We start from the raw sequence: 20,975 nt of genomic DNA on the forward strand, positions 1-20,975 counted from the left end.
AACTAATTTTACCACAACTAACATTTAAAACTATTATTCATGAAAAAAATTACATTCTTTTTTGCATCATTATTTACTTGTCTTTTTGTCAATGCACAAACATCGGTAAGTATCACTGATATTAATGGATCTACTCCCGCAGATTACATCACTGCCAATTCTCCATTTGCTCATAGTACTGTATTAACTGTTACCGTTCAATACACTAACGTAGAACAAAACGGAGGAAACCCAAACCTTGTTCTTAGATTCTTGAATAACTATTCTGAAATCTCCGGAGCATTAGTAGATAAAACCGTTACAACCAGCGCTAGCCCCCAAACAACTACGTTTGATATTACAGTACCGTCTGTAAAACCTGGTATCGATCCTGCGAGACTTCAGGTACGTGGTTATGATACAACATCAGGAGGAAATTACGTGAACGCTTATGCACCTCAATTTGTAATTGCAGAAGACCCTAGTGTAGAAATAAATACAACACTTGCCATTACAACAATAGAAGGACAAACTGTAGCAGACTATCACACTTCGGTTGGTGGAGAATTAACAGAAGGAGATGTACTAACTATAGGTATAGACTATACAGCGGTTAAAAAAGATCCTACAAGAGATAATTTAGACCTTAGAGTACGTTTCTTAACGAGTGGTTATGGTTCAATTCCAGAAGGAGTAATTTCCACAAAAATAGTAACCAACAGCGCAAGCTCTCAATCAACAACTGTTGATATTACTGTACCCAATATAGAAACTAGTCTAACTGACGTAAGGCTTCAAGTTTTAGCATACGGTCACGCTGCTGGAACTGATAAAACCTTGAATGCTTATGCTAGCAGTCTATTTAATATTGATGCAACAACACTATCTATAAACAAGACAACCTTAAAAGGTGTAGAAGTAAACAATAACAGCATTATTTTTGGAGCACAATACACTGGAATTTCTTACAAAATTTACAATGTTACAGGACAAACTGTACAGAAAGGTATTGTACAAAACAATATTAACATTAATACGTTAGCCTCTGGTGTATACATCTTAACTACAGAAAAAGGTCTTTTAAAATTCATGAAATAACAAAACCAATTTCAAACATCTTATTTTATTAAAAAAGAGGCTACTAAAATAATTCTAGTAGCCTCTTTTGTGAAAAAAAAACTAAAAAACAGATAAATAATACATGTTTAAAAACAAAATTATTCCTATCAAAGAACAGGCTAAGACCTTTCAAAACAATACATACTCATTCTAAATAAACTAACACGCTATTCCACAACAACTTAAGCAAAACACCTTTAAAATATTGTTAATGAGATATTTTGTAGTCACAAAAATCACCTAGTTAATTTTATCAAATTCACAATAAAAACAACAATAGATAATCATTTTTTCAACATACACCACAAAAACACTAAACAAAATTATACAAGTCTATAGTTAGTTTGATATTCATATATAATTGCTTAATTTTGTGGTCTACATTTTTTTATATATGATACAGAAACAAGGACTATACTTACCAGAATTCGAACATGAAAACTGTGGTGCAGGTTTTATATGCAACCTGAAAGGTGAAAAAACCAATCAAATCATTCATGATGCCCTAGAGATTTTAGTAAAGCTTGAACACCGTGGAGGTGTTAGTGCTGACGGAAAAACGGGAGATGGAGCAGGTTTATTGATTGATATCCCTCATGATTATTTTAAACGAGTTTGTGATTTTGAAATTCCTGAGCAACGAAAGTATGCTGTAGGTATGGTGTTTTTACCTAAAAACTCAAATCAACACAAGTTTTGCAAAGATATTTTTGAAAAAGAAATCACAAAACAAGGTTTGACTGTTTTAGGTTGGAGACAAGTACCTGTGGATTCTTCTCAATTGGGAGAAATTGCATTGGCTTCAGAACCTAACATTGAGCAGTTATTTATTGCTCAAGGAGATTTGGAAGAAAACATTTTTAGAGCAAAATTATATGCTGCTCGTAAAATTACAGAACATGCAATTGCAGGTTCTAAAATGTCTGAATCTAGTTATTTCTACGTTCCTAGTTTGTCTAATACGACCCTTATCTATAAGGGTATTATCATGCCAGAAGATATAGGTCCTTATTATACTGATTTACAACAACCAGATTTGGTAACAAGATTGGCTTTGGTACACCAACGTTTTTCTACCAACACAATGCCTGCTTGGGAATTGGCTCAACCATTTAGATTCTTATGTCAAAATGGTGAAATCAATACTTTAAGAGGAAACGTGTCTAGAATGCGTGTACGTGAAGAAATTATGGCCTCTGGAATTTTTGGAGATCAGATGGAAAAATTATTCCCAATCATATTGCCAGGAAAATCTGATTCTGCTTCTATGGATATGTCTGTTGAGTTGTTGACACTTACAGGTCGTTCTTTACCAGAAGTAATGATGATGACCATTCCTGAAGCTTGGGAAAAACATGCTACCATGTCTGAAGAGCGTAAAGCTTTTTATGAATACAACTCTTGTATTATGGAGCCTTGGGACGGTCCTGCATCTGTTCCTTTTACAGATGGTGACTACGTAGGTGCATTGTTAGATCGTAACGGTTTAAGGCCTTCTCGTTATACCGTAACTAAGAGTGGAAAATTGATCATGTCATCTGAAGTAGGTGTGGTAAACATTGAACCAGAAGATATTGAAAGCCATGGACGTTTAGAACCAGGAAAAATGTTCTTAGTGGACATGAACGAAGGTAAAATTATTGGTGATGAAGAAATTAAAAACAAAATAGTTTCTGAAAGACCTTATAAAGAATGGTTGAATAAAAATAGCTTACGATTAAAAGACGTACCAAACGACAATAAAAATTGTCCAATCGAAACTTTAGACGTAAGAACTCGTCAGCGTTTGTACAATTATACTATTGAAGACATTCAAGAAGTAATTGTTCCTATGGCTCAAGAAGGCAAAGAAGCTTTAGGATCTATGGGAATAGATACACCAATTGCTGTTTTGTCTGACAAACCTCAATTGTTACCAAACTATTTTAAACAATTGTTTGCGCAAGTTACCAACCCACCTTTGGATGGTATACGTGAAGAAGTGGTTACAGATATTAGTTTGGCTTTAGGAAATGACAAAAATATTTTTGACATTACTCCAGAACAATGTAACAAACTAAGAATTCAGAATCCTGTTATTTCTAACAACGATTTAGAAAAAATTAGAAACATCAATATTGATGGTTTTAAAGCGGCAACTATTGAAATGTTGTACGACAAAATAAAAGGAATGAATGGTTTAGAGGATGGTTTGGATGAAATCATTACTCAAATCACTAAAGCACTAGATACAGGTGTTAACATCATCATCTTGTCTGATAGAGGTGCTTCTAAAGAACGTGCTCCTATTCCTTCTTTGTTAGCTTGTTCATTCGTTCATCACCAAATGAACCGTTTGCGTAAGCGTTCTTATTTTGATATTGTGATTGAATCTGCGGAACCTCGTGAACCGCATCACTTTGCTACTTTATTTGGATACGGTGCTTCTGCCGTAAACCCATATATGGTAAATGAAATCATTCGCATGCAAGTACAAGAAGGTTTTATTAAACTAGACGAGCAAAAAGCTGTAGATAACTTTAACAAAGCTATTGGTAAAGGAATCTTAAAAGTAATGAACAAGATTGGTATCTCAACATTACATTCATACAGAGGTTCTCAAATTTTTGAAATTGTAGGTTTCAACTCAGAGTTCGTAAACAAATACTTCCCTTATACTGCTTCAAGAATTGAAGGTATTGGATTGTACGAAATTGAAAAAGAAATCAACGAGAGATATAAATACGCATATCCAGATACTTACATTGACAAACGTTTAGGTTTGAATATTGGAGGTGATTACAGATGGAGACGTAACGGAGAAAGACACATTTTTAATCCGACCACAGTAGCTAAATTACAGCAAGCAGTGCGTTTGAGCGATCAAGATTCTTACAACGTATACAAAACAGCAATCAACGAGCAAGCTAAAAACTTGTTAACCATTCGTGGATTGTTTGAGTTCACCAATTTTGATCCTATTCCATTGGATGAAGTTGAACCATGGACAGAAATCGTAAAACGTTTCAAAACAGGAGCGATGTCATATGGATCTATTTCTCGTGAAGCTCATGAGAATTTAGCCATTGCTATGAACCGTTTGGGTGCAAAATCCAACTCTGGTGAAGGTGGTGAAGACAGAAGACGTTTTCAACCAGATGCAAATGGTGACAATAAAAACTCTGCCATTAAGCAAGTAGCATCAGGACGTTTTGGTGTAACTTCTCACTATTTAAGTTCTGCAAAAGAAATTCAAATTAAAATGGCTCAAGGAGCCAAACCAGGTGAAGGTGGACAATTACCAGGGCACAAAGTATTGCCTTGGATTGCTGAAACTCGTAACTCTACACCATTTGTAGGTTTAATTTCTCCTCCCCCACACCACGATATTTATTCTATTGAGGATTTAGCTCAATTGATTTACGATTTGAAAAATGCAAATCGTGATGCTCGTATCAACGTAAAATTAGTATCAGAAGTAGGAGTTGGAACTATTGCTGCTGGAGTTGCAAAAGCAAAAGCAGATGTAGTATTAATTTCTGGTTATGATGGTGGTACTGGAGCTTCTCCATTAACCTCTTTAAAGCACGCAGGTTTGCCATGGGAACTTGGTTTGGCTGAAGCACAGCAAACTTTAGTATTAAACAACTTGCGTTCTCGTATTGTTGTAGAATGTGATGGTCAATTAAAAACAGGTCGTGATGTTGCTATTGCTGCATTGTTAGGAGCTGAAGAATTTGGTTTTGCAACAGCACCGTTAGTAGCTTCAGGATGTATTATGATGCGTAAGTGTCACTTAAATACTTGTCCTGTTGGTATTGCTACTCAAGACAAAGAATTGCGTAAAAACTTTAAAGGTACACCAGAACACGTAATTAACTTTTTCTATTACGTAGCAAACGAATTGAGAGAAATTATGGCTCAACTAGGATTCCGTACAATGGATGAAATGGTTGGTCAAACACAAAAAATTAATCCTAACAACGCAATTGATCATTACAAAGCTAAAGGATTAGACTTGTCTGCAATCTTACACCAGCCTGCTGGATACAGTCAATTGCCTGTTAAAAATATAGAAGTACAAGATCATAATTTAGACAATGTGATTGACTTTACTATTCTAAAAGATGCACACGCTGCTATTTTCAGAAAAGAAGTAACAACATTAAATTATCCTATTCACAACACAGATCGTTCAGTTGGTGCCATAACATCTCATGAAATATCTAAGATTTACGGACATTTAGGATTGCCAGAAGATACCTTAAACTTAAACTTCACTGGTTCTGCTGGACAAAGTTTGGGAGTGTTTGGAGCTCATGGTATTACTTATACCGTAGAAGGAAATACAAATGATTACCTAGGAAAAGGATTGTCTGGAGGTAAGATTATTGTAAAAAAACCTGCCAAAGCTGACTTTATAGCTGAAGAAAACATTATTGTAGGTAACGTTTGTTTGTTTGGAGCAGTTCAAGGACAAGCTTATATCAATGGTATTGCAGGAGAACGTTTTGCTGTTCGTAACTCTGGAGCTACTGCAGTAGTAGAAGGTGTTGGAGATCACGGATGTGAATACATGACCGGAGGTAGAGTTGTTGTATTAGGAAAAACAGGACGTAACTTTGCTGCTGGTATGAGTGGTGGTTATGCTTATATTTATGACCTTAAGGGTAAATTTGTAAACGGTTTGTGTAACGAAGAAACAGTTGATTTTGATCCAATTACGGCAGAAGATGCAGCTGAATTGAAAGGATTGATTGAAAGACACGTTACTTACACGGATAGTAATAGAGGAAAAGAAATTTTAGCAGACTGGGAAAACACCTTAGCTAAATTTGTAAAAGTAATGCCTAAAGAATACAAAGTAGCTTTAGAACGTATTGCTAACGAAGAACCAATGTTTGAAGAATTAACAGTATCATAATATGGGAAAAGTAACTGGATTTAAAGAATTCGAAAGAAAAGACGAATCGTACAAAGCTGTTGAAGAGCGTGTACATAATTATAATGAATTTACAGTCCCGTTAAGTGAGGCTGAAATTACTGAGCAAGGATCACGTTGTATGGATTGTGGTATTCCTTTTTGTCACAGTGGTTGTCCATTAGGAAACTTAATTCCTGATTTTAACCACATGGTACACCAAGGAGAATGGCAAAAAGCTTCTTTGATATTACACTCTACTAACAATTTTCCTGAGTTTACTGGACGTTTGTGTCCAGCACCTTGTGAAAAATCTTGTGTATTAGGTATCATAGAAGATCCTATCTCTATTGAGAATATTGAAAAAAACATTGTGGAACGTGCTTTTAAAGAAGGATGGATCAAACCACAAGAGCCTAAAAATAGAACAGGAAAGACGATTGCTGTTGTAGGTTCTGGACCTTCTGGATTGGCAACTGCTCAACAATTGAACAGAGCTGGACATTTGGTAACTGTTTTTGAAAGAGATGATGAAGTTGGAGGGTTGTTACGTTACGGTATTCCTAACTTTAAAATGGAGAAAGGAATTATTGACCGTCGTGTAGCTATCTTAAAAGCCGAAGGAATTACTTTTAAAGTAAATGCCAACGTAGGTGTCAATGTTTCTGTTGATGAATTGAAAGCTTTTGATGCTATTGTATTGTGTGGTGGTGCTACACAACGTAGAAGTTTACCAACACCTGGTGCAGATGCTGATGGTGTAGTACAAGCAATGGATTTCTTAACACAACAAACAAAAGTTGTCTTTGGAAAAGAAGTAAAAGATCAAGTTTTAGCAACAGGAAAGGATGTGATTGTTATTGGTGGTGGAGATACTGGTTCTGACTGTGTGGGTACCTCTAACCGTCAAGGAGCTAAATCTGTGGCTAACTTTGAAATTATGCCTAAACCACCAGGACATAGATCTCCTTCTACTCCTTGGCCTTACTGGCCTTTACAATTGAAAACATCTACTTCTCACAAAGAAGGATGTGATCGTAATTGGCTAATCAATACAAAGGAATTTATAAAAGACGAAAACGGTAAACTAATTGCTTTAAAAACAGTAAATGTTGAATGGAAAATGGTTCCAGGTCAACGTCCTCAATTGATAGAAATTGAAGGTACTGAAAAAACTTGGCCTTGTGATTTGGCTTTGTTAGCATTAGGATTTACAGGTCCTGAAGCAACTATTGCTGAACAATTAGGTATAGAATTAGATGCTCGCTCTAACTACAAAGCAGAATATGGTAACTACCAAACAAACATTCCGAATGTATTTACTGCTGGAGATATGCGTAGAGGACAGTCTTTGATTGTTTGGGCTATTTCTGAAGGTAGAGAAGCTGCTCGTCAAGTTGATATTTTCTTAATGGGAAAATCTGATTTACCATCTAAAAATGAAGCTGGAGATTTAGTTGCATTGCACTAAACTTTCTGTTACTTAAATATAAAAACCCCAACAAATTAAAATATTTGTTGGGGTTTTTGTTTAGGTCTTTTGCAACAAAGCTTAATAACCACCACCCTCTTTTTTAATTTCTATTTTTTTTCTTAGTATGTGGTAAGCATTAGTTATGTGAGCTTCTACTGATTTTATAGAAACATCTAAATACGAAGCGATTTCAACATTAGTCAACCCTTCTTCTTTACTTAATAAAAAGATTTGTTTGCACTTGTTAGGTAAACTTTCAATTTCCTTTTTTAGCAATTCAATTTTAGATGCTGTTTCCTGAAAATATTCTTCATCTGTCATTTCGTTTATTGTTTCCCAATATATTTTATCCAACAGTAATGAAGATTGTTTTTTTCTAAAACTGTTGACAAAATCATTATAAACAGCTTTGTATAAAAAACTCTTTAGAGACTCTTTGATGTTTAATTTTTTTCTGTTCTCCCATATTTTCATAAAAACATTTTGAACAATGTCTTCAGCTAAAGCATAATCATTTGTTAGACTGTAAGCATATACATAAAGTTTTTTATAATAAATCTCTATCAAAGACAAGTATGCCTTTTCATCTCCATCAATAAGCTTTTCAATTAAAGTTGTAGTATCCTTATCAATATTAATCATTTATACAGGGGTTATACAGTATGCAAATTTGCTTTATAAATAATAAAAAACAATAGAATATTAATTACCATATTATTAACATATCTGTATGAATAGGTAAAATAGTTTCTCTCTTATCTTGTAAACATAAAGACTTAAAAAATAGCTTCGTCATATTTTTATTTTGAAATTTGGGATCTCCTTGAAAATCAATCAATTTGTATTCTTTAAAACAATATACAGTTCTTATTATTTTAATTTACAAAATAAAGAACTTTGGGATTTAAACCCACATAAATACGTGAAAATTCACACTTTGTAAGCTATGTAAAATAGTTTGTAATTGTTACATTTGCTTATATTATAAATAACAATCAATAGATTTAAAAATATACACATGAAATACGACATTATTGTTATCGGAAGTGGACCTGGAGGTTATGTTACTGCTATTAGAGCTTCACAATTAGGTTTTAAAACCGCTGTTGTTGAAAGAGAATCTTTAGGTGGTATCTGCTTGAACTGGGGATGTATTCCGACCAAAGCTTTGTTAAAAAGTGCTCAAGTATATGATTACTTAAAACATGTAGATGATTACGGTTTGAAAGCAGAAGCTATCGATAAAGATTTTGAAGCAGTAATCAAACGTTCTCGTGGTGTAGCAGAAGGAATGAGCAAGGGAGTTCAATTCTTAATGAAAAAGAACAAGATTGATATCATTAATGGTTCTGGAAAAATTAAAACTGGAAAAAAAGTTGATGTAACAGATGCTGATGGAAATGTAACTGAATACAGTGCAGATCACATTATTATAGCTACAGGTGCTCGTTCTAGAGAATTGCCAAATTTACCTCAAGATGGTAAAAAGGTAATTGGATACAGACAAGCAATGACTTTGCCTGAGCAACCTAAAAAAATGATTGTTGTTGGTTCTGGTGCTATTGGAGTTGAATTTGCACATTTTTACAACTCAATGGGTACGGATGTAACTATTGTAGAATTTATGCCAAACGTAGTTCCTGTAGAAGACGAAGATGTTTCTAAAGCTTTTGGAAACGCTCTAAAAAAATCTGGAATAAAAGTAATGTTAAATTCTGCTGTAGAATCTGTAGATACTTCTGGTGATGGAGTTGTTGCTACTGTAAAAACAGCTAAGGGAGAAGAAAAATTAGAAGCAGACGTTTTATTATCTGCTGTTGGAATTAAAACCAACATTGAAAATATTGGTTTGGAAGAGGTTGGAATTGTAGTGGATAGAGATAAAATCATCGTAAATGATTTTTACCAAACAAATATTCCTGGTTATTATGCAATTGGAGATGTAGTTCCTGGTCAAGCATTGGCTCACGTTGCTTCTGCTGAAGGAATTACTTGTGTTGAAAAAATTGCTGGTCTACATACTGAACCTATCGATTACGGAAACATTCCTGGATGTACCTATGCGTCTCCTGAAATTGCTTCTGTTGGTATGACAGAGAAAGCTGCTAAAGAAGCTGGTTACGAATTAAAAATTGGGAAATTCCCTTTCTCTGCTTCTGGAAAAGCATCTGCTGCAGGAAACAAAGAAGGATTTGTAAAAGTGATTTTTGATGCTAAATATGGTGAATGGTTAGGATGTCATATGATTGGTGCAGGTGTTACTGATATGATTGCTGAAGCTGTTTTAGGTCGTAAATTAGAAACTACTGGTCACGAAGTTTTAAAAACAGTTCATCCTCACCCTACAATGTCTGAGGCTGTAATGGAAGCTGTTGCTGCTGCTTATGATGAGGTGATACATTTGTAAAATACTTTCTATTATCTAAAAAAAAGAGACTGTCTTAAAAGACAGTCTCTTTTTTTTGTGCTCATTTTTCAAAAATTTATTCTTTTCATTTACTTCAACAGTCTAACATTATCACAAACTCATTTCTTTAATATAAAAATTAAACTGATTTTTATTAAAATATTCACATAATAAATAGCTAAACATTAAAAAAATCTCTTTTTTTACACACCAATTCAAACTATCAAGCGTTTTGAGTGTCTAACATTTTATTACCACAACAACTGAACTTCTATGAAAAAATTGCTGCCATTTTTACTCTGTGCTTTCTTATGTTTAGCATCTTTTACCGTGATTTCTCAAACAGACTTTATGAACGTACTGGAGAAAAAATTAGAAAATTACACCAATAATTATCCTGAAAAAATATTTGTACACACAGACAAACCCTTTTATTCTACAGAAGATAATTTATGGTACACTGCTTACTTGGTCAACGGTATTTCTCATCAAAAAAGTGAAAAAAGTAAAATAGTTCATGTAGAACTTATAGATAATAAAGATAGTATTGTTGCTAATAGAAAATTATATGTTCAGAACACAAGTGTTGCTGGAGATTTTAAAATTGGAAAGGATTGGAAATCGGGAACCTATACCTTAAGAGCTTATACAAAATACATGAAAAATCATGAAAATGATTATTTTTTCCAACAACAAATACCAATATATGCTGTAGCAATTCAAGATAGTATTTCAGAAACCTTACCTCAACAACCCGTAAAAACACCTGAGATTTATGAAAAACCTAAAAAGTTAGCAAAACCAACTCTAAACTTTTATCCTGAAGGAGGTTATTTGATCAACGATACCCAAAACAAAGTTGCTTTTGAAATAAAGGACAATGAACATGAAATTAGTTTGACTGGAACTATAAAAGACAATACTGGTCAAGAAATATTGACTTTTAAAACCTTAGAAATGGGGTTGGGTAGCTTCTTATTAATTCCTGAAAAAGGAAAAACATATTATGCAAGTATTCAAATAGATGGTAATGAAGTACGTTACCCCCTGCCTAAAACTTTAGACAAAGGGTATGTTTTAAATACAACGAATACCGGACAACACATCATTATCAATATTGGTTCTACTATGGAAACAGGTCTGCAAGGAACGTATCTTATTGCACACGAAAGAGGTAGATTGTTACACAACTATTATGAAGAAACAACAAAAAGCAACCATATAATTAAAATTGCAACCAAAGAATTGAACAATGGAATCATCAACATTACTTTGTTTGATAAAAATGCTAAACCTGTAGCCCAAAGGCTTGTTTTTATAGACAATCCTGAAAAAAACTTGAACGTTACCGTTTCTAAACCATCTAATAAATTCAACAGTCGTAAACAAGTAACTCTTAAATTAAAAGTACAAGACAACAACGGAATAAGCGTTCCTAGTAGTTTGTCTATGGCAATTAGAGATTTAAAAGCGTACCCATACAATCATCGGACTGGTAACATTGAATCATGGTTGTTACTAAACTCTGATCTGAAAGGAACCATCAAAAACCCTGGCTACTTTTTTGAAAAGAAAGAAGAGTTAAAAAGAAGATACCTGTTAGACTTGGTGATGATGACCAAAGGATGGAGACGTTTTACTTGGCAGGAACTTATGGAATCAAACACCGATACTCTAGAATTTTCACCTGAAAAAGGATTGTACATTTCTGGTGTTACCAAAGAATTGAAAAAACCATACGCAGAGCATTCCTCTCCTACTCGATTGACATTTTTTGGAAAAACGATTATACAAGAACCTATTCAACAATCTGACTCTTTAGGTAAATTTAAATTTGGCCCATATATTTTCTTTGATTCCATTCCTGTATTATTAGAAGCCCGAATGGATCATTTTAAATCTACAAAAAGAAAATCCAGAAACATTGTTATTTTAGTAGACAAAGAACGAAGAAAATCTACTTTAAAAAGTGATGTTTTCTTTAATCCTGCCAATAATACTATTGAAAAAGAGAGAAGAATTGAAAACTTTATCAAAGTTACCAAATACATCAAAGAAGAACAATTCAAATACGATCAAGAAATTCTTCAATTGAGCGAAGTTACACTGGTTGCCAAAAGAAAAACTGAGCAAGAAAAAAGAGAAGATGAAATGAATAGTCTTACTGATTATGGAGAACCCGTAATGGGACAACGTTTAGATGTTTTAAACGACTATATAGCTCCAGGAAGTTACTCAGCCTTTGATATTGTAAGTAGAATGAACGGTATTTCTGCATATGGAGATAGTATTTACATGAGAAGAGGTAACAATCCTGCCAAAATAGTTTTGGATGGCTTGGAAGTAGACGGTAGTTTTTTAAGAGTCATTAATGGTGATGAAATTTCGTTTATTGATATTTTATCAGGTTCTGATGCTGCTACTTTTTCCAATGCAGGTGGTGGTGTAGTTGCCTTATATTCCAACTCAGGAAATGTAGGAAGTAGAAATATCAAAAGAAAACCTGGAATTATAGATTTTCAAGCTGAAGGATTTTATACTGCCAGACAGTTTTACAAACCCGACCATATCAACGGTTTTGAAGAAATGAATAGAATAGATTTAAGAACCACACTACACTGGGAACCAACTATCCGAATTACAGAGAAAGGTGATGCTGAAATATCATTTTTTACCAGTGACATAAAAAGTGATTATTTGATAGAAATTCAGGGAATTTCAGATTCTGGAATTCCGATACATGCCACTGATACTTTTGTAGTAGAATAACTAAAAAGCTTAATTTAATAGAGAAAGGGGAATTGTTTTTAATGATTCCCCTTTCTTATATAAGCTACTGAAAATTAAAATAACAATTTAAAAATTAAGGCAGCTGTATACTTTGAGTGATTTATTAATTCTTATGTTTGTACCTTTAATTTAAAAAAAAGAGAGATGTCTCAAGCAAAACAAGGAAGTACTGTAAAGGTACATTACACAGGGAAATTAACAAACGATCAAATATTTGATAGCTCAAGAGAAAGAGAACCTTTAGAATTTACAGTTGGAGCTGGACAAATGATTCCAGGATTCGACAAAGCTGTAGACGGAATGGTAATTGGTGACAACAAACAAATTACAATTCCTGCTGAAGAAGCATATGGGCCTAGAAACGAAGAAGCAGTTTTTAAAATTCCAAAAACGCAACTTCCAGAAGAATTAGAGCCACAAGTAGGAATGCAACTAGAAGCAAACCGTGAAGACGGACAAAAACAAATGTTATTGATTGTAGGTATAGAAGAAGAAGAAGTTGTCTTAGATGCTAACCATCCATTGGCTGGTCAAGATTTAATTTTTGATATTGAATTGGTAGCGTTGAACTAATATTTCTCACCAAATATTCACAACTTTAACAATATTAAAACTGCCCTAAATGGGCAGTTTTTTGCTTTTAAGAATCGTATATCTATTCAGAGTTATACAAGTATTATTATAAATATTAACTCTCCCTCCTTTTGGTAAATTGCCATTCAACCTTCTTATAGACATTTGCTACAAGTTCCCTGAACTTCTATTTCTACATTGTCAATCTCCACATTGGGAATATCTATTACAATTGTATTTTTTGCCTCAACACAAGATACTTCCAAACACTCTTTACATTTGAGATGAACGTGTTTGTGATGGTGCCCCTCTGATGAACAATAATGTTTACACATAGCATAATACACTTCTTCATTACTAACCGAAGCCTTATGTACAATTCCTCCATCTAGCAACGCATTTAAGGTTCTGTACAAAGTAACTCTATCAAAATGATGCAATGATTTTTGTAATTCACTATACGGAATAGCTGAATTGTATTTTGCAACTACACTAAGCAATTCCAATCTTTTAGGAGTTGCTTTTAAGTTTCTATCTCTAAGTAATTCTGCAAATTCTGTATCCATCCTTTAAAATTTAAAATGAAAACTTAACACCAATAGTGATACTTCTACCATTTTCGTCAGCAAAATAACGCAATCTATTAAGATAATCTCTGTAACTTATATTCAATACATTTGTTGCTTTGGAATAAATATCAATTTTTGTGTTTTTCCATTTTGTAGTTGTACCAATTTTTAACCCCATCAATTGATACGCATTAGGAGGATCTATAAAATCCTGACCATCCTTATAATGTGTCTGTTGCCAAACATATTTATAATCTACACCAACATAATTGTTTGTAAAATAACCAAATTTTGGAAGGTTATAATCTATGTTGGCAAGTAAATTATTTGCGGGCATGTTAATTAATGGTATGTTTTCTGAAAGATTGTTTCCTCTTAAAAAACTATACTTCATTTTTGTTTTTATATTATCTGTAAACTGATAGGTTACCGCTACATCCAAACCGAAAATTTCTGCATTTGTCTGGTCGTATTCATAAACTCTATAAACTCCCCTTGTTGTACTATCTATTCCATCATCACCCGTTAATGGGTTTAAAAAAATATAATCGTTTATATATTGATAGTAAACCAAACTCTCAAAAAATAATTTTTGAGCTACATCTCCCTCCAAACCTAAGGTTGCTTTTGCTCCAGTCTCTTGTTTCAACTCTGAATTCCCTATCTCTATAGCAGCAACTCCTTGATGTAAACCGTTACTATACAGCTCATTGATAGCTGGATTTCTAGAGGTTATCCCTACATTAAAAGCCCAATGCAAATCTTTTTGTGTTCTATAACGAATACCAGATGATAAGCCTATTGTATGAAAATAATTATTGTATTTAGAAATAGTATCTTGCAAATATTCATTACCTGTTGTGGCACTAGTTTTTAAAATCTGTTTGATAACTGCCGAATTCTGATAGGTGAAATTATACCTAGCACCTAGTTCATACATCCAGCTATTCTTTTTTAATGTAGCCAATCCAAAAACACCTAACTGATGAGACAAATAATCTGGAATCAATGGTTTTAAACCTGTCTCTCCATTAGAATTGGTATTGTTTGTAAATGTATATTGTACTCCTTGTTTTAGTTTCCATTGATCAACAATGTGCTGGTGTTTTACTTCTACATTATGAGTGTTCTGATTGATTTTCATAGCAGGTACATCCGACTTGCCTTGTGTTCTTATATCAAACTCTTGTCTTAAATTTAACTGCCCTGAATAGATAAATTCATAAGTTTCGTTTGCTGATACTCTGTATTGGTTAAAAACTTTTAACAAATGGTGATTGACCAATTGTCTAGGTGATTCTATTTCATAAGAAAAAGTACCTTTTGTATTAAAAGGTATATCTTGAATTAAAGCACTTTCCAAATCACTTTCTGTACTTATATGAGAACCTTTTAACACTCCTAATTCGGTATTAAAAGAACTTAAGTATGCTTTTGTCAACCAATCTGAATTCCATTGTTTTTTTAACTGTAGTGCCAAATTAGCCTCTCCAGATCCGGTATTGGTTAAATAGTAATTTGAAGCACTTCTGTCTCCAAACTTTTTTAACGTTCCCACCAATCTCCAATCAAAATACTTGTCAGATTTTTCTAACGTAAAGTTTAGTCCTACTCCATTTCCATTACTCTCATAAAAAGAATTTGAAGCTCCATGTAAATGAGGATCATCACTTATTTCTTTGGGCTCAACAGACACAAAGCTTCCCAAAGAACTTCCTTGATATTCTAATGCTCCTACCCCCTTAATTACTTTGATGTTACTTGCCACCATGGGATCAATTTCAGGACTATGATCATTTCCCCATTGTTGACCACTTTGTACCACTCCGTTATTCAAAACCATCACCCTATTCCCGTACATACCATGTACTACAGGTTTGGCTATACCACTACCATTTTTTAAAGTACTTACACCTGTCAATCCTTCTAAAAGATTTCCTAAGTTTTCGTTGGCATTTTTTTGGATGTTTTGATAACCTATACTTTGTACAGACTGTGTGGTAACCTCTGATTTATGACCTAACAAATGAACACCATCCAACATTTGTACATAGTGTTCTATAACAACATCTATTTGTTCAGAAGCTGTAAAATGCAGAAATACATGTTTAGTTTCACAACCAACATGGTCAATATTTAAGTGATAATCTCCAGCACAAAGAAAAGGAAATTTAAATTCTCCCTTCTCATTAGTCATCACTCCAATTGATAATTCTTCAATGTATACATAAGTATTGGGTACAACTTCTCCCTTAGATTTTTCTACAACAATACCACTAAGTGCAAAATTGCATTTCTGACCGAAAAGATTCGTACACAGAAATGCAATTGTGATAAAAAATAAATATTTCGGCATTAATTCATTTCAAAAGTTACTTCAATATCTGTTTCTCCCCCCGCATTGGTTGCATCATATATTGTTATATCCTCAGCAAATTTATTAGGTTCGTGCTTTAAAATAATTGTTAGATCCCCCCCTACATAAGTATCTTTAGTTTCTACTATTGTACTCAATCCTATTGGGTTTCCATCACTATCACTATCATCATATCTTATTGTAAAACCTGTTGGAATATCTATAAAGAAAAATTGGTGATCATTTGCTTCTTCCTCCACTTCTTCTGTCATATTTTCTGCAGGGTCTTCAGATTCATTTGACAAAGTAATCACACCACTGTATGTTTTGTTTGCTTCTAAAGTACCGTTTGTAATTTCAGCATCGAAACTTGTTCCTTCTGCATCTAAGTCTTTATATATCAAAACAACATCATCTCCACCATCTGTTGGTGTTAAAGTGTATGTTAAAGTCGTAATCAACTCTTCCTCATTAGGAATGATAGGATCGTTTTTACTACAAGAAACTCCTAATACAAGTACAAATGCAATAATTAGTTTTTCTAATTTCATTTTGGTTGATTTTGTTGTTAAATTCATTTTTGATTGTTTTATGTCTACAAATATAGGACATTTTAACAAACGCAACATTGTTGCGTTTGTTAAAAGATATTTTTTTAATAATTCTTATGAATCTTACGTATCTTCACACACAAATAACATAGAATGAAAAAAGAATTTATCTTGATAAGTTGCTTAACTTTATTATTAATGTCTTGCAAAACGACCAATTTTAACAAGCATAAAGAAATTTCTAGTTTTTATATTGGGACGATGCCTAGTAAAGAAGCCCCTACGAGCGAAGGTATTTATCAATCTTCCATAGATTCTGATGGAAAATTTGGAGAGGTTACACTCATTGCTAAAACGGACAGTCCGACTTTTTTAACAAAAACTGAAAATCAAAAATATTTAATTGCTACCAATTCAACGAGTCAAGGAGCATTAAAAAGTTACAAAATAGACTCAAAAAACATTACTGAAATTAGTAGTACTACTACAGATGCTGGTCCTTGCTATGTAAATACTCAAAATGGATTTGTGCTATCTGCCAACTACAGTTCAGGAAGTATCAACTTATTTAAAATTGATGATTCTGGAAATTTAAGTTCACTTTTAGATCGTCAAAAACACCAAATATCTACACCTAGCAAACACAAAAGACAAAAAAAACCTTTTGCACATTCTTGTTATTTTGAACCAAGTTCAGACAATATTATTGCAATTGATTTGGGAGCAAACAAACTTTTATTTTCTCACATAAAAAACAATCACTTAGTTCCTAATGTTTTTAGCGAACTAGAAATGCCTGCCAATAGCGGTCCTAGGCACTTAGCTTTTCATCCTAAAAAAGCAATTCTATATGTGGTAAATGAGTTGAGTGCAACAGTAACCGTAATTCAAAAAAACACCAAGAATAACACCTATCAAATTGTAGAAACAATCCCTACACTTCCAGCCAATTTTAAGGGGCAAAATACAGCTGCTCATATACTAATTAGCCAAGATGCACAATTTTTATACATGACCAATCGCGGTCATGAGAGCATTACCGTATTTCATATTAAAGAAGATGGAACTTTAGAATTTGTAGAACAAGTTGGTGTGCACGGAGAGCATCCTAGAAACTTTACTCTAAGTCCAGACAATCGTTTTTTAATTGTTGCCAATAGAGATACTAACAATTTGGTTTCTTTTCAACGAAATACAAAAACAGGAAAACTAACATATATAGAACAAATAAAAACTCCAAGACCCGTGTGTCTATTGTTTTAAGTAAGTTCTAAATTTTATTTATCTGCAAATTTTAAGGTACTCATTTCCGTAGTTTCGTGCTTTTCTTTTGCATAGTGATACCCTTGTTGCCACCACTCTGTCATCAATTCTTTGTCAAAAACTAAAGAATTAGAGGTAAGAATTGTGGGCGTATAGTACAAATTTAATTGTACATTTTTGTATTGAGCTGCAAGTTTACCAATAGTCACATTGTGTTTAGAAACCTGTTCTAAAGTAAAATCTATCACATCCGAAATCAATGAAAAAGGGTTTTTAGCAGCAATGTTAGCAATCATTCTTACCTCGGTATCTAAAATAATAACATCCACTTCTGAAGCTCCTCTGTTTATAGCTTCTTTGATGGGTACCAAAGCTCCAAAGCCTCCATCTGCATACTGAAAACTATCTTTTTCATACAAACTCATAAATGGCACATAATTGCAAGATGCCCAAATCCAATCACAATATTGTTTTCTATCACATTCTTTGATGGATTTGTATTCAATTTTTCCTAATGTCAAGTTAGAAACGGCCACTACCAATTCTTTTTCCGTTGCTTGTAATTCTGCAAAAAACTCATCGTCAATTGTTGTGTAGAGTAATTTTCTTAAGTTTTTACTTTCTCCAAATGTTTTTCGTTTTCTAATCAAATTCCACAAGACCTTTAAGTGATTTATAGAAACTGTTTTGGCACCTCTCTTACCTTTTACCACAAATGGGCAATTGCTAAAAATAGTATTCTGATCTACAGAAGTATACAAATCTTTTAAACGCTTAATTCTACCCAAAGCCAAATGAGAAATCATCAAACTACCTGTTGAAGTTCCCAAAAGCATATCGTACTCTTTGCTTTTTTGAGTCATTAAAAACTCTGCTACACCTCCTGCAAAAGCTCCTTTGCTTCCTCCTCCTGAAATGACCAATGCTCGCATAAAAAATAAATAGGTATGATTGAAATATTAAACTTATTTTCGTTTTCAGATTAAATATACATATTTAAACGCTATAAAATGAAAAAAGGAATTCGATGTGCCTTACTGTTAGCAATCACAATCGTACTTGTGGCTTGTCAACAAAAATTGACACTTAAAGATATTGTTGAATGTGATGGTAATGTAGTGTTTCAGCACGATAAAATCATTCGAGATGCTAAAAATTATTACGAAATATCCATTGGTAAAGATTGGAAAAGAGAATTGTTTGTAGATCAACAGCAATCTAGAATATACGCTGCAGACACCACTAAAAATTATAGCGCATCCTTTCTTATAGATGTCACTCGTTTTGATGGTAGAATTGTTTTGGATTCTACTTTTCAAAAAAACATAATTTCACAAATAAAATCGCTTCCAAGATCTTATGTTATCAAAGAAGGATTTATTGAGTTTCAAGAGCAACCCGCCTACAGCGTCTTCAGTTTTCAAAAAACAGACACTGCGGTATTGTACCAAATTCAATGCTATGTAGCCGCTCAAGATCATTACTTTCTACTTAGTTCTAACATTCATGGCAATCAAAACTTAAGCAACAATCTATGTGAAAGTATATCTATTTTCAATTCATTAAACTTGATTCCTTAAACAATAGCTAATAAATCGGTTTATTTTCTCTATTGATACTGTTTCGTTGGAAACACTTGATTATTTTTGCTTCAAAATGTAAAAATACCATGCAAAACATTTTAGATAGATTTATCAGCTACATAACTGTAGATACTCAATCAGATCCAAACAATCCTGCTTTTCCGAGTACAGAAAAGCAATGGGTACTAGCACGTTTATTAGAACAAGAATTACAAGAAATAGGACTAAGTGATGTGATGTTAGACAACAACTGTTACCTAACCGCCACCTTACCAAGCAATGTAATGCACAAAGTTCCTACCATTGGATTTGTAGCCCATATAGATACCAGTCCTGATTTTAGCGGAAAAAATGTCAACCCACAAATTCATTACAATTACAATGGTGGTGATATTGTACTAAACAAAGAGTTAAACATTCTTTTGGATGCAACTTATTTTGATGACATTCAACAATACAAAGGGCAAACCATTATTACCACAGACGGGACTACGTTATTAGGTGCCGATGACAAAGCTGGTGTAACAGAGATTGTAACCGCTATGGAATATTTGATCCAGCATCCGGAAATAGAACACGGAGAAATTCGTATCTGTTTTACACCCGATGAGGAAGTAGGTAAAGGAGCTCATAAATTTGATGTGGCTGCTTTTGGTGCGGAATGGGCTTATACGTTGGACGGAAGTCAGATAGGAGAATTGGAATATGAAAATTTTAACGCTGCCAGTGCAGTAGTTACCGTTCAGGGAAAAAACGTACATCCTGGATATGCTAAAAATAAAATGGTGAATGCTATTTTATTGGCTCAAGATTTTATAAAAGGATTGCCTGCAGATGAAATCCCTGAAAAAACAACAGACTATCAAGGATTCTACCATTTGCATGACATTCATGGAGATGTAGAAAAAACAACGCTTGAATACATTGTAAGAGATCATGATTTAGAAAAATTTGAAGATCGAAAAAAATGTATGGAGTCTTTAGTCTCTTCACTCAACCAAAATTATAAGGAAACTGTTTTTTCTATTGAAATCAAAGATCAGTATTTTAATATGAAAGAAAAAATAGCTCCTGTTATGCACATTGTAGACATTGCTGCAGAAGCTATGAAAAAAGAAAACATAAAACCTCTGATCAAAGCCATTCGTGGTGGTACCGATGGTTCTCAATTGTCATATATGGGATTGCCTTGTCCAAATATTTTTGCAGGGGGACACAACTTCCACGGTAAATATGAATACGTTCCTTTGGAATCTATGAAACGAGCAACAAAAGTAATTGTAAACATTGCTGAAATTACAGCTAATAAGTATAAACAAGTTTAAACGAATCTGTAAATTCATTTAAGACAAGAAGTTCTCGACTCCGCTCGAACACCGTAGGTTATCGAGCAGAGTCGAGATGTAGTTAC

The 20,975-nt window shown here is 33.5% G+C and carries 14 protein-coding genes; 9 read left to right on the plus strand and 5 right to left on the minus strand.

Features of this window, described 5'->3' with window-relative positions; all coding sequences use genetic code 11:
• Positions 1 to 39 precede the first annotated feature (39 nt).
• The 3 genes from Q4548_RS13360 (at position 40) to Q4548_RS13370 (ending at position 7,469) form a co-directional block, all read left to right on the plus strand.
• The gene (locus Q4548_RS13360) at positions 40 to 1,077 is read left to right on the plus strand and encodes a T9SS type A sorting domain-containing protein (protein WP_303455839.1); all 1,038 of its coding nucleotides are present in this window, start codon (positions 40 to 42) and stop codon (positions 1,075 to 1,077) included.
• A gap of 415 nt (positions 1,078 to 1,492) precedes the next feature.
• Complete coding sequence (gltB, locus tag Q4548_RS13365; protein ID WP_303455841.1) at positions 1,493 to 6,001, plus strand: glutamate synthase large subunit; 4,509 nt, start codon at positions 1,493 to 1,495, stop codon at positions 5,999 to 6,001.
• 1 nt (position 6,002) lies between these two features.
• On the plus strand, positions 6,003 to 7,469 hold the full coding sequence (locus Q4548_RS13370) for a glutamate synthase subunit beta (protein WP_303455842.1): 1,467 nt from the start codon (positions 6,003 to 6,005) through the stop codon (positions 7,467 to 7,469).
• Positions 7,470 to 7,550: 81 nt separating this feature from the next.
• Here the strand turns inward: Q4548_RS13370 and Q4548_RS13375 are convergent, their stop codons facing one another.
• Positions 7,551 to 8,114, minus strand: coding sequence for an RNA polymerase sigma factor (locus Q4548_RS13375; protein WP_303455843.1), 564 nt, complete (start codon positions 8,112 to 8,114; stop codon positions 7,551 to 7,553).
• Positions 8,115 to 8,490: 376 nt separating this feature from the next.
• Between Q4548_RS13375 and lpdA the strand changes: the two genes are divergently transcribed.
• The 3 genes from lpdA (at position 8,491) to Q4548_RS13390 (ending at position 13,242) form a co-directional block, all read left to right on the plus strand.
• Positions 8,491 to 9,879: a dihydrolipoyl dehydrogenase gene (lpdA, locus tag Q4548_RS13380; RefSeq protein ID WP_303455844.1), complete on the plus strand. Its 1,389-nt coding sequence runs from the start codon at positions 8,491 to 8,493 to the stop codon at positions 9,877 to 9,879.
• 273 nt (positions 9,880 to 10,152) lie between these two features.
• Entirely contained in the window at positions 10,153 to 12,648 is a 2,496-nt protein-coding gene (locus Q4548_RS13385; RefSeq protein WP_303455845.1) for a hypothetical protein, read from the plus strand.
• A gap of 165 nt (positions 12,649 to 12,813) precedes the next feature.
• Entirely contained in the window at positions 12,814 to 13,242 is a 429-nt protein-coding gene (locus tag Q4548_RS13390) for a peptidylprolyl isomerase (RefSeq protein WP_303455846.1), read from the plus strand.
• 155 nt (positions 13,243 to 13,397) lie between these two features.
• On the opposite strand, the gene Q4548_RS13395 is transcribed toward Q4548_RS13390, so the two are convergent.
• From Q4548_RS13395 to Q4548_RS13405, 3 genes are read right to left on the minus strand one after another with little or no spacing between them, the layout of a single operon-like run.
• Positions 13,398 to 13,808 carry a Fur family transcriptional regulator gene (locus Q4548_RS13395; RefSeq protein WP_303455847.1) on the minus strand — a complete coding sequence of 137 codons (411 nt, stop codon included), beginning with the start codon at positions 13,806 to 13,808 and terminating at the stop codon, positions 13,398 to 13,400.
• A 10-nt stretch (positions 13,809 to 13,818) separates the two neighbouring features.
• Complete coding sequence (locus Q4548_RS13400; RefSeq protein WP_303455849.1) at positions 13,819 to 16,167, minus strand: TonB-dependent receptor plug domain-containing protein; 2,349 nt, start codon at positions 16,165 to 16,167, stop codon at positions 13,819 to 13,821.
• Positions 16,167 to 16,745 carry a type 1 periplasmic binding fold superfamily protein gene (locus tag Q4548_RS13405; RefSeq protein WP_303455851.1) on the minus strand — a complete coding sequence of 193 codons (579 nt, stop codon included), beginning with the start codon at positions 16,743 to 16,745 and terminating at the stop codon, positions 16,167 to 16,169. The genes Q4548_RS13400 and Q4548_RS13405 overlap by 1 nt, the downstream gene beginning before the upstream one ends.
• A 126-nt stretch (positions 16,746 to 16,871) precedes the next feature.
• On the opposite strand from Q4548_RS13405, the gene Q4548_RS13410 reads away from it, so the two are divergent.
• A complete protein-coding gene (locus Q4548_RS13410) occupies positions 16,872 to 17,981 on the plus strand; it encodes a lactonase family protein (protein ID WP_303455853.1) in 1,110 nt (369 codons plus the stop codon).
• Between the two features lie 14 nt (positions 17,982 to 17,995).
• Here the strand turns inward: Q4548_RS13410 and Q4548_RS13415 are convergent, their stop codons facing one another.
• Positions 17,996 to 18,913, minus strand: a complete 918-nt coding sequence (locus Q4548_RS13415; protein WP_303455855.1) for a patatin family protein — start codon at positions 18,911 to 18,913, stop codon at positions 17,996 to 17,998.
• Between the two features lie 78 nt (positions 18,914 to 18,991).
• On the opposite strand from Q4548_RS13415, the gene Q4548_RS13420 reads away from it, so the two are divergent.
• Positions 18,992 to 19,561 carry a hypothetical protein gene (locus Q4548_RS13420; protein ID WP_303455857.1) on the plus strand — a complete coding sequence of 190 codons (570 nt, stop codon included), beginning with the start codon at positions 18,992 to 18,994 and terminating at the stop codon, positions 19,559 to 19,561.
• 89 nt (positions 19,562 to 19,650) lie between these two features.
• The gene (pepT, locus tag Q4548_RS13425; protein WP_303455859.1) at positions 19,651 to 20,889 is read left to right on the plus strand and encodes a peptidase T; all 1,239 of its coding nucleotides are present in this window, start codon (positions 19,651 to 19,653) and stop codon (positions 20,887 to 20,889) included.
• Positions 20,890 to 20,975 lie beyond the last annotated feature (86 nt).

It is taken from the genome of Wenyingzhuangia sp. 2_MG-2023 (assembly GCF_030548295.1).
In the GTDB taxonomy this organism is placed as follows: Bacteria; Bacteroidota; Bacteroidia; order Flavobacteriales; family Flavobacteriaceae; genus Wenyingzhuangia.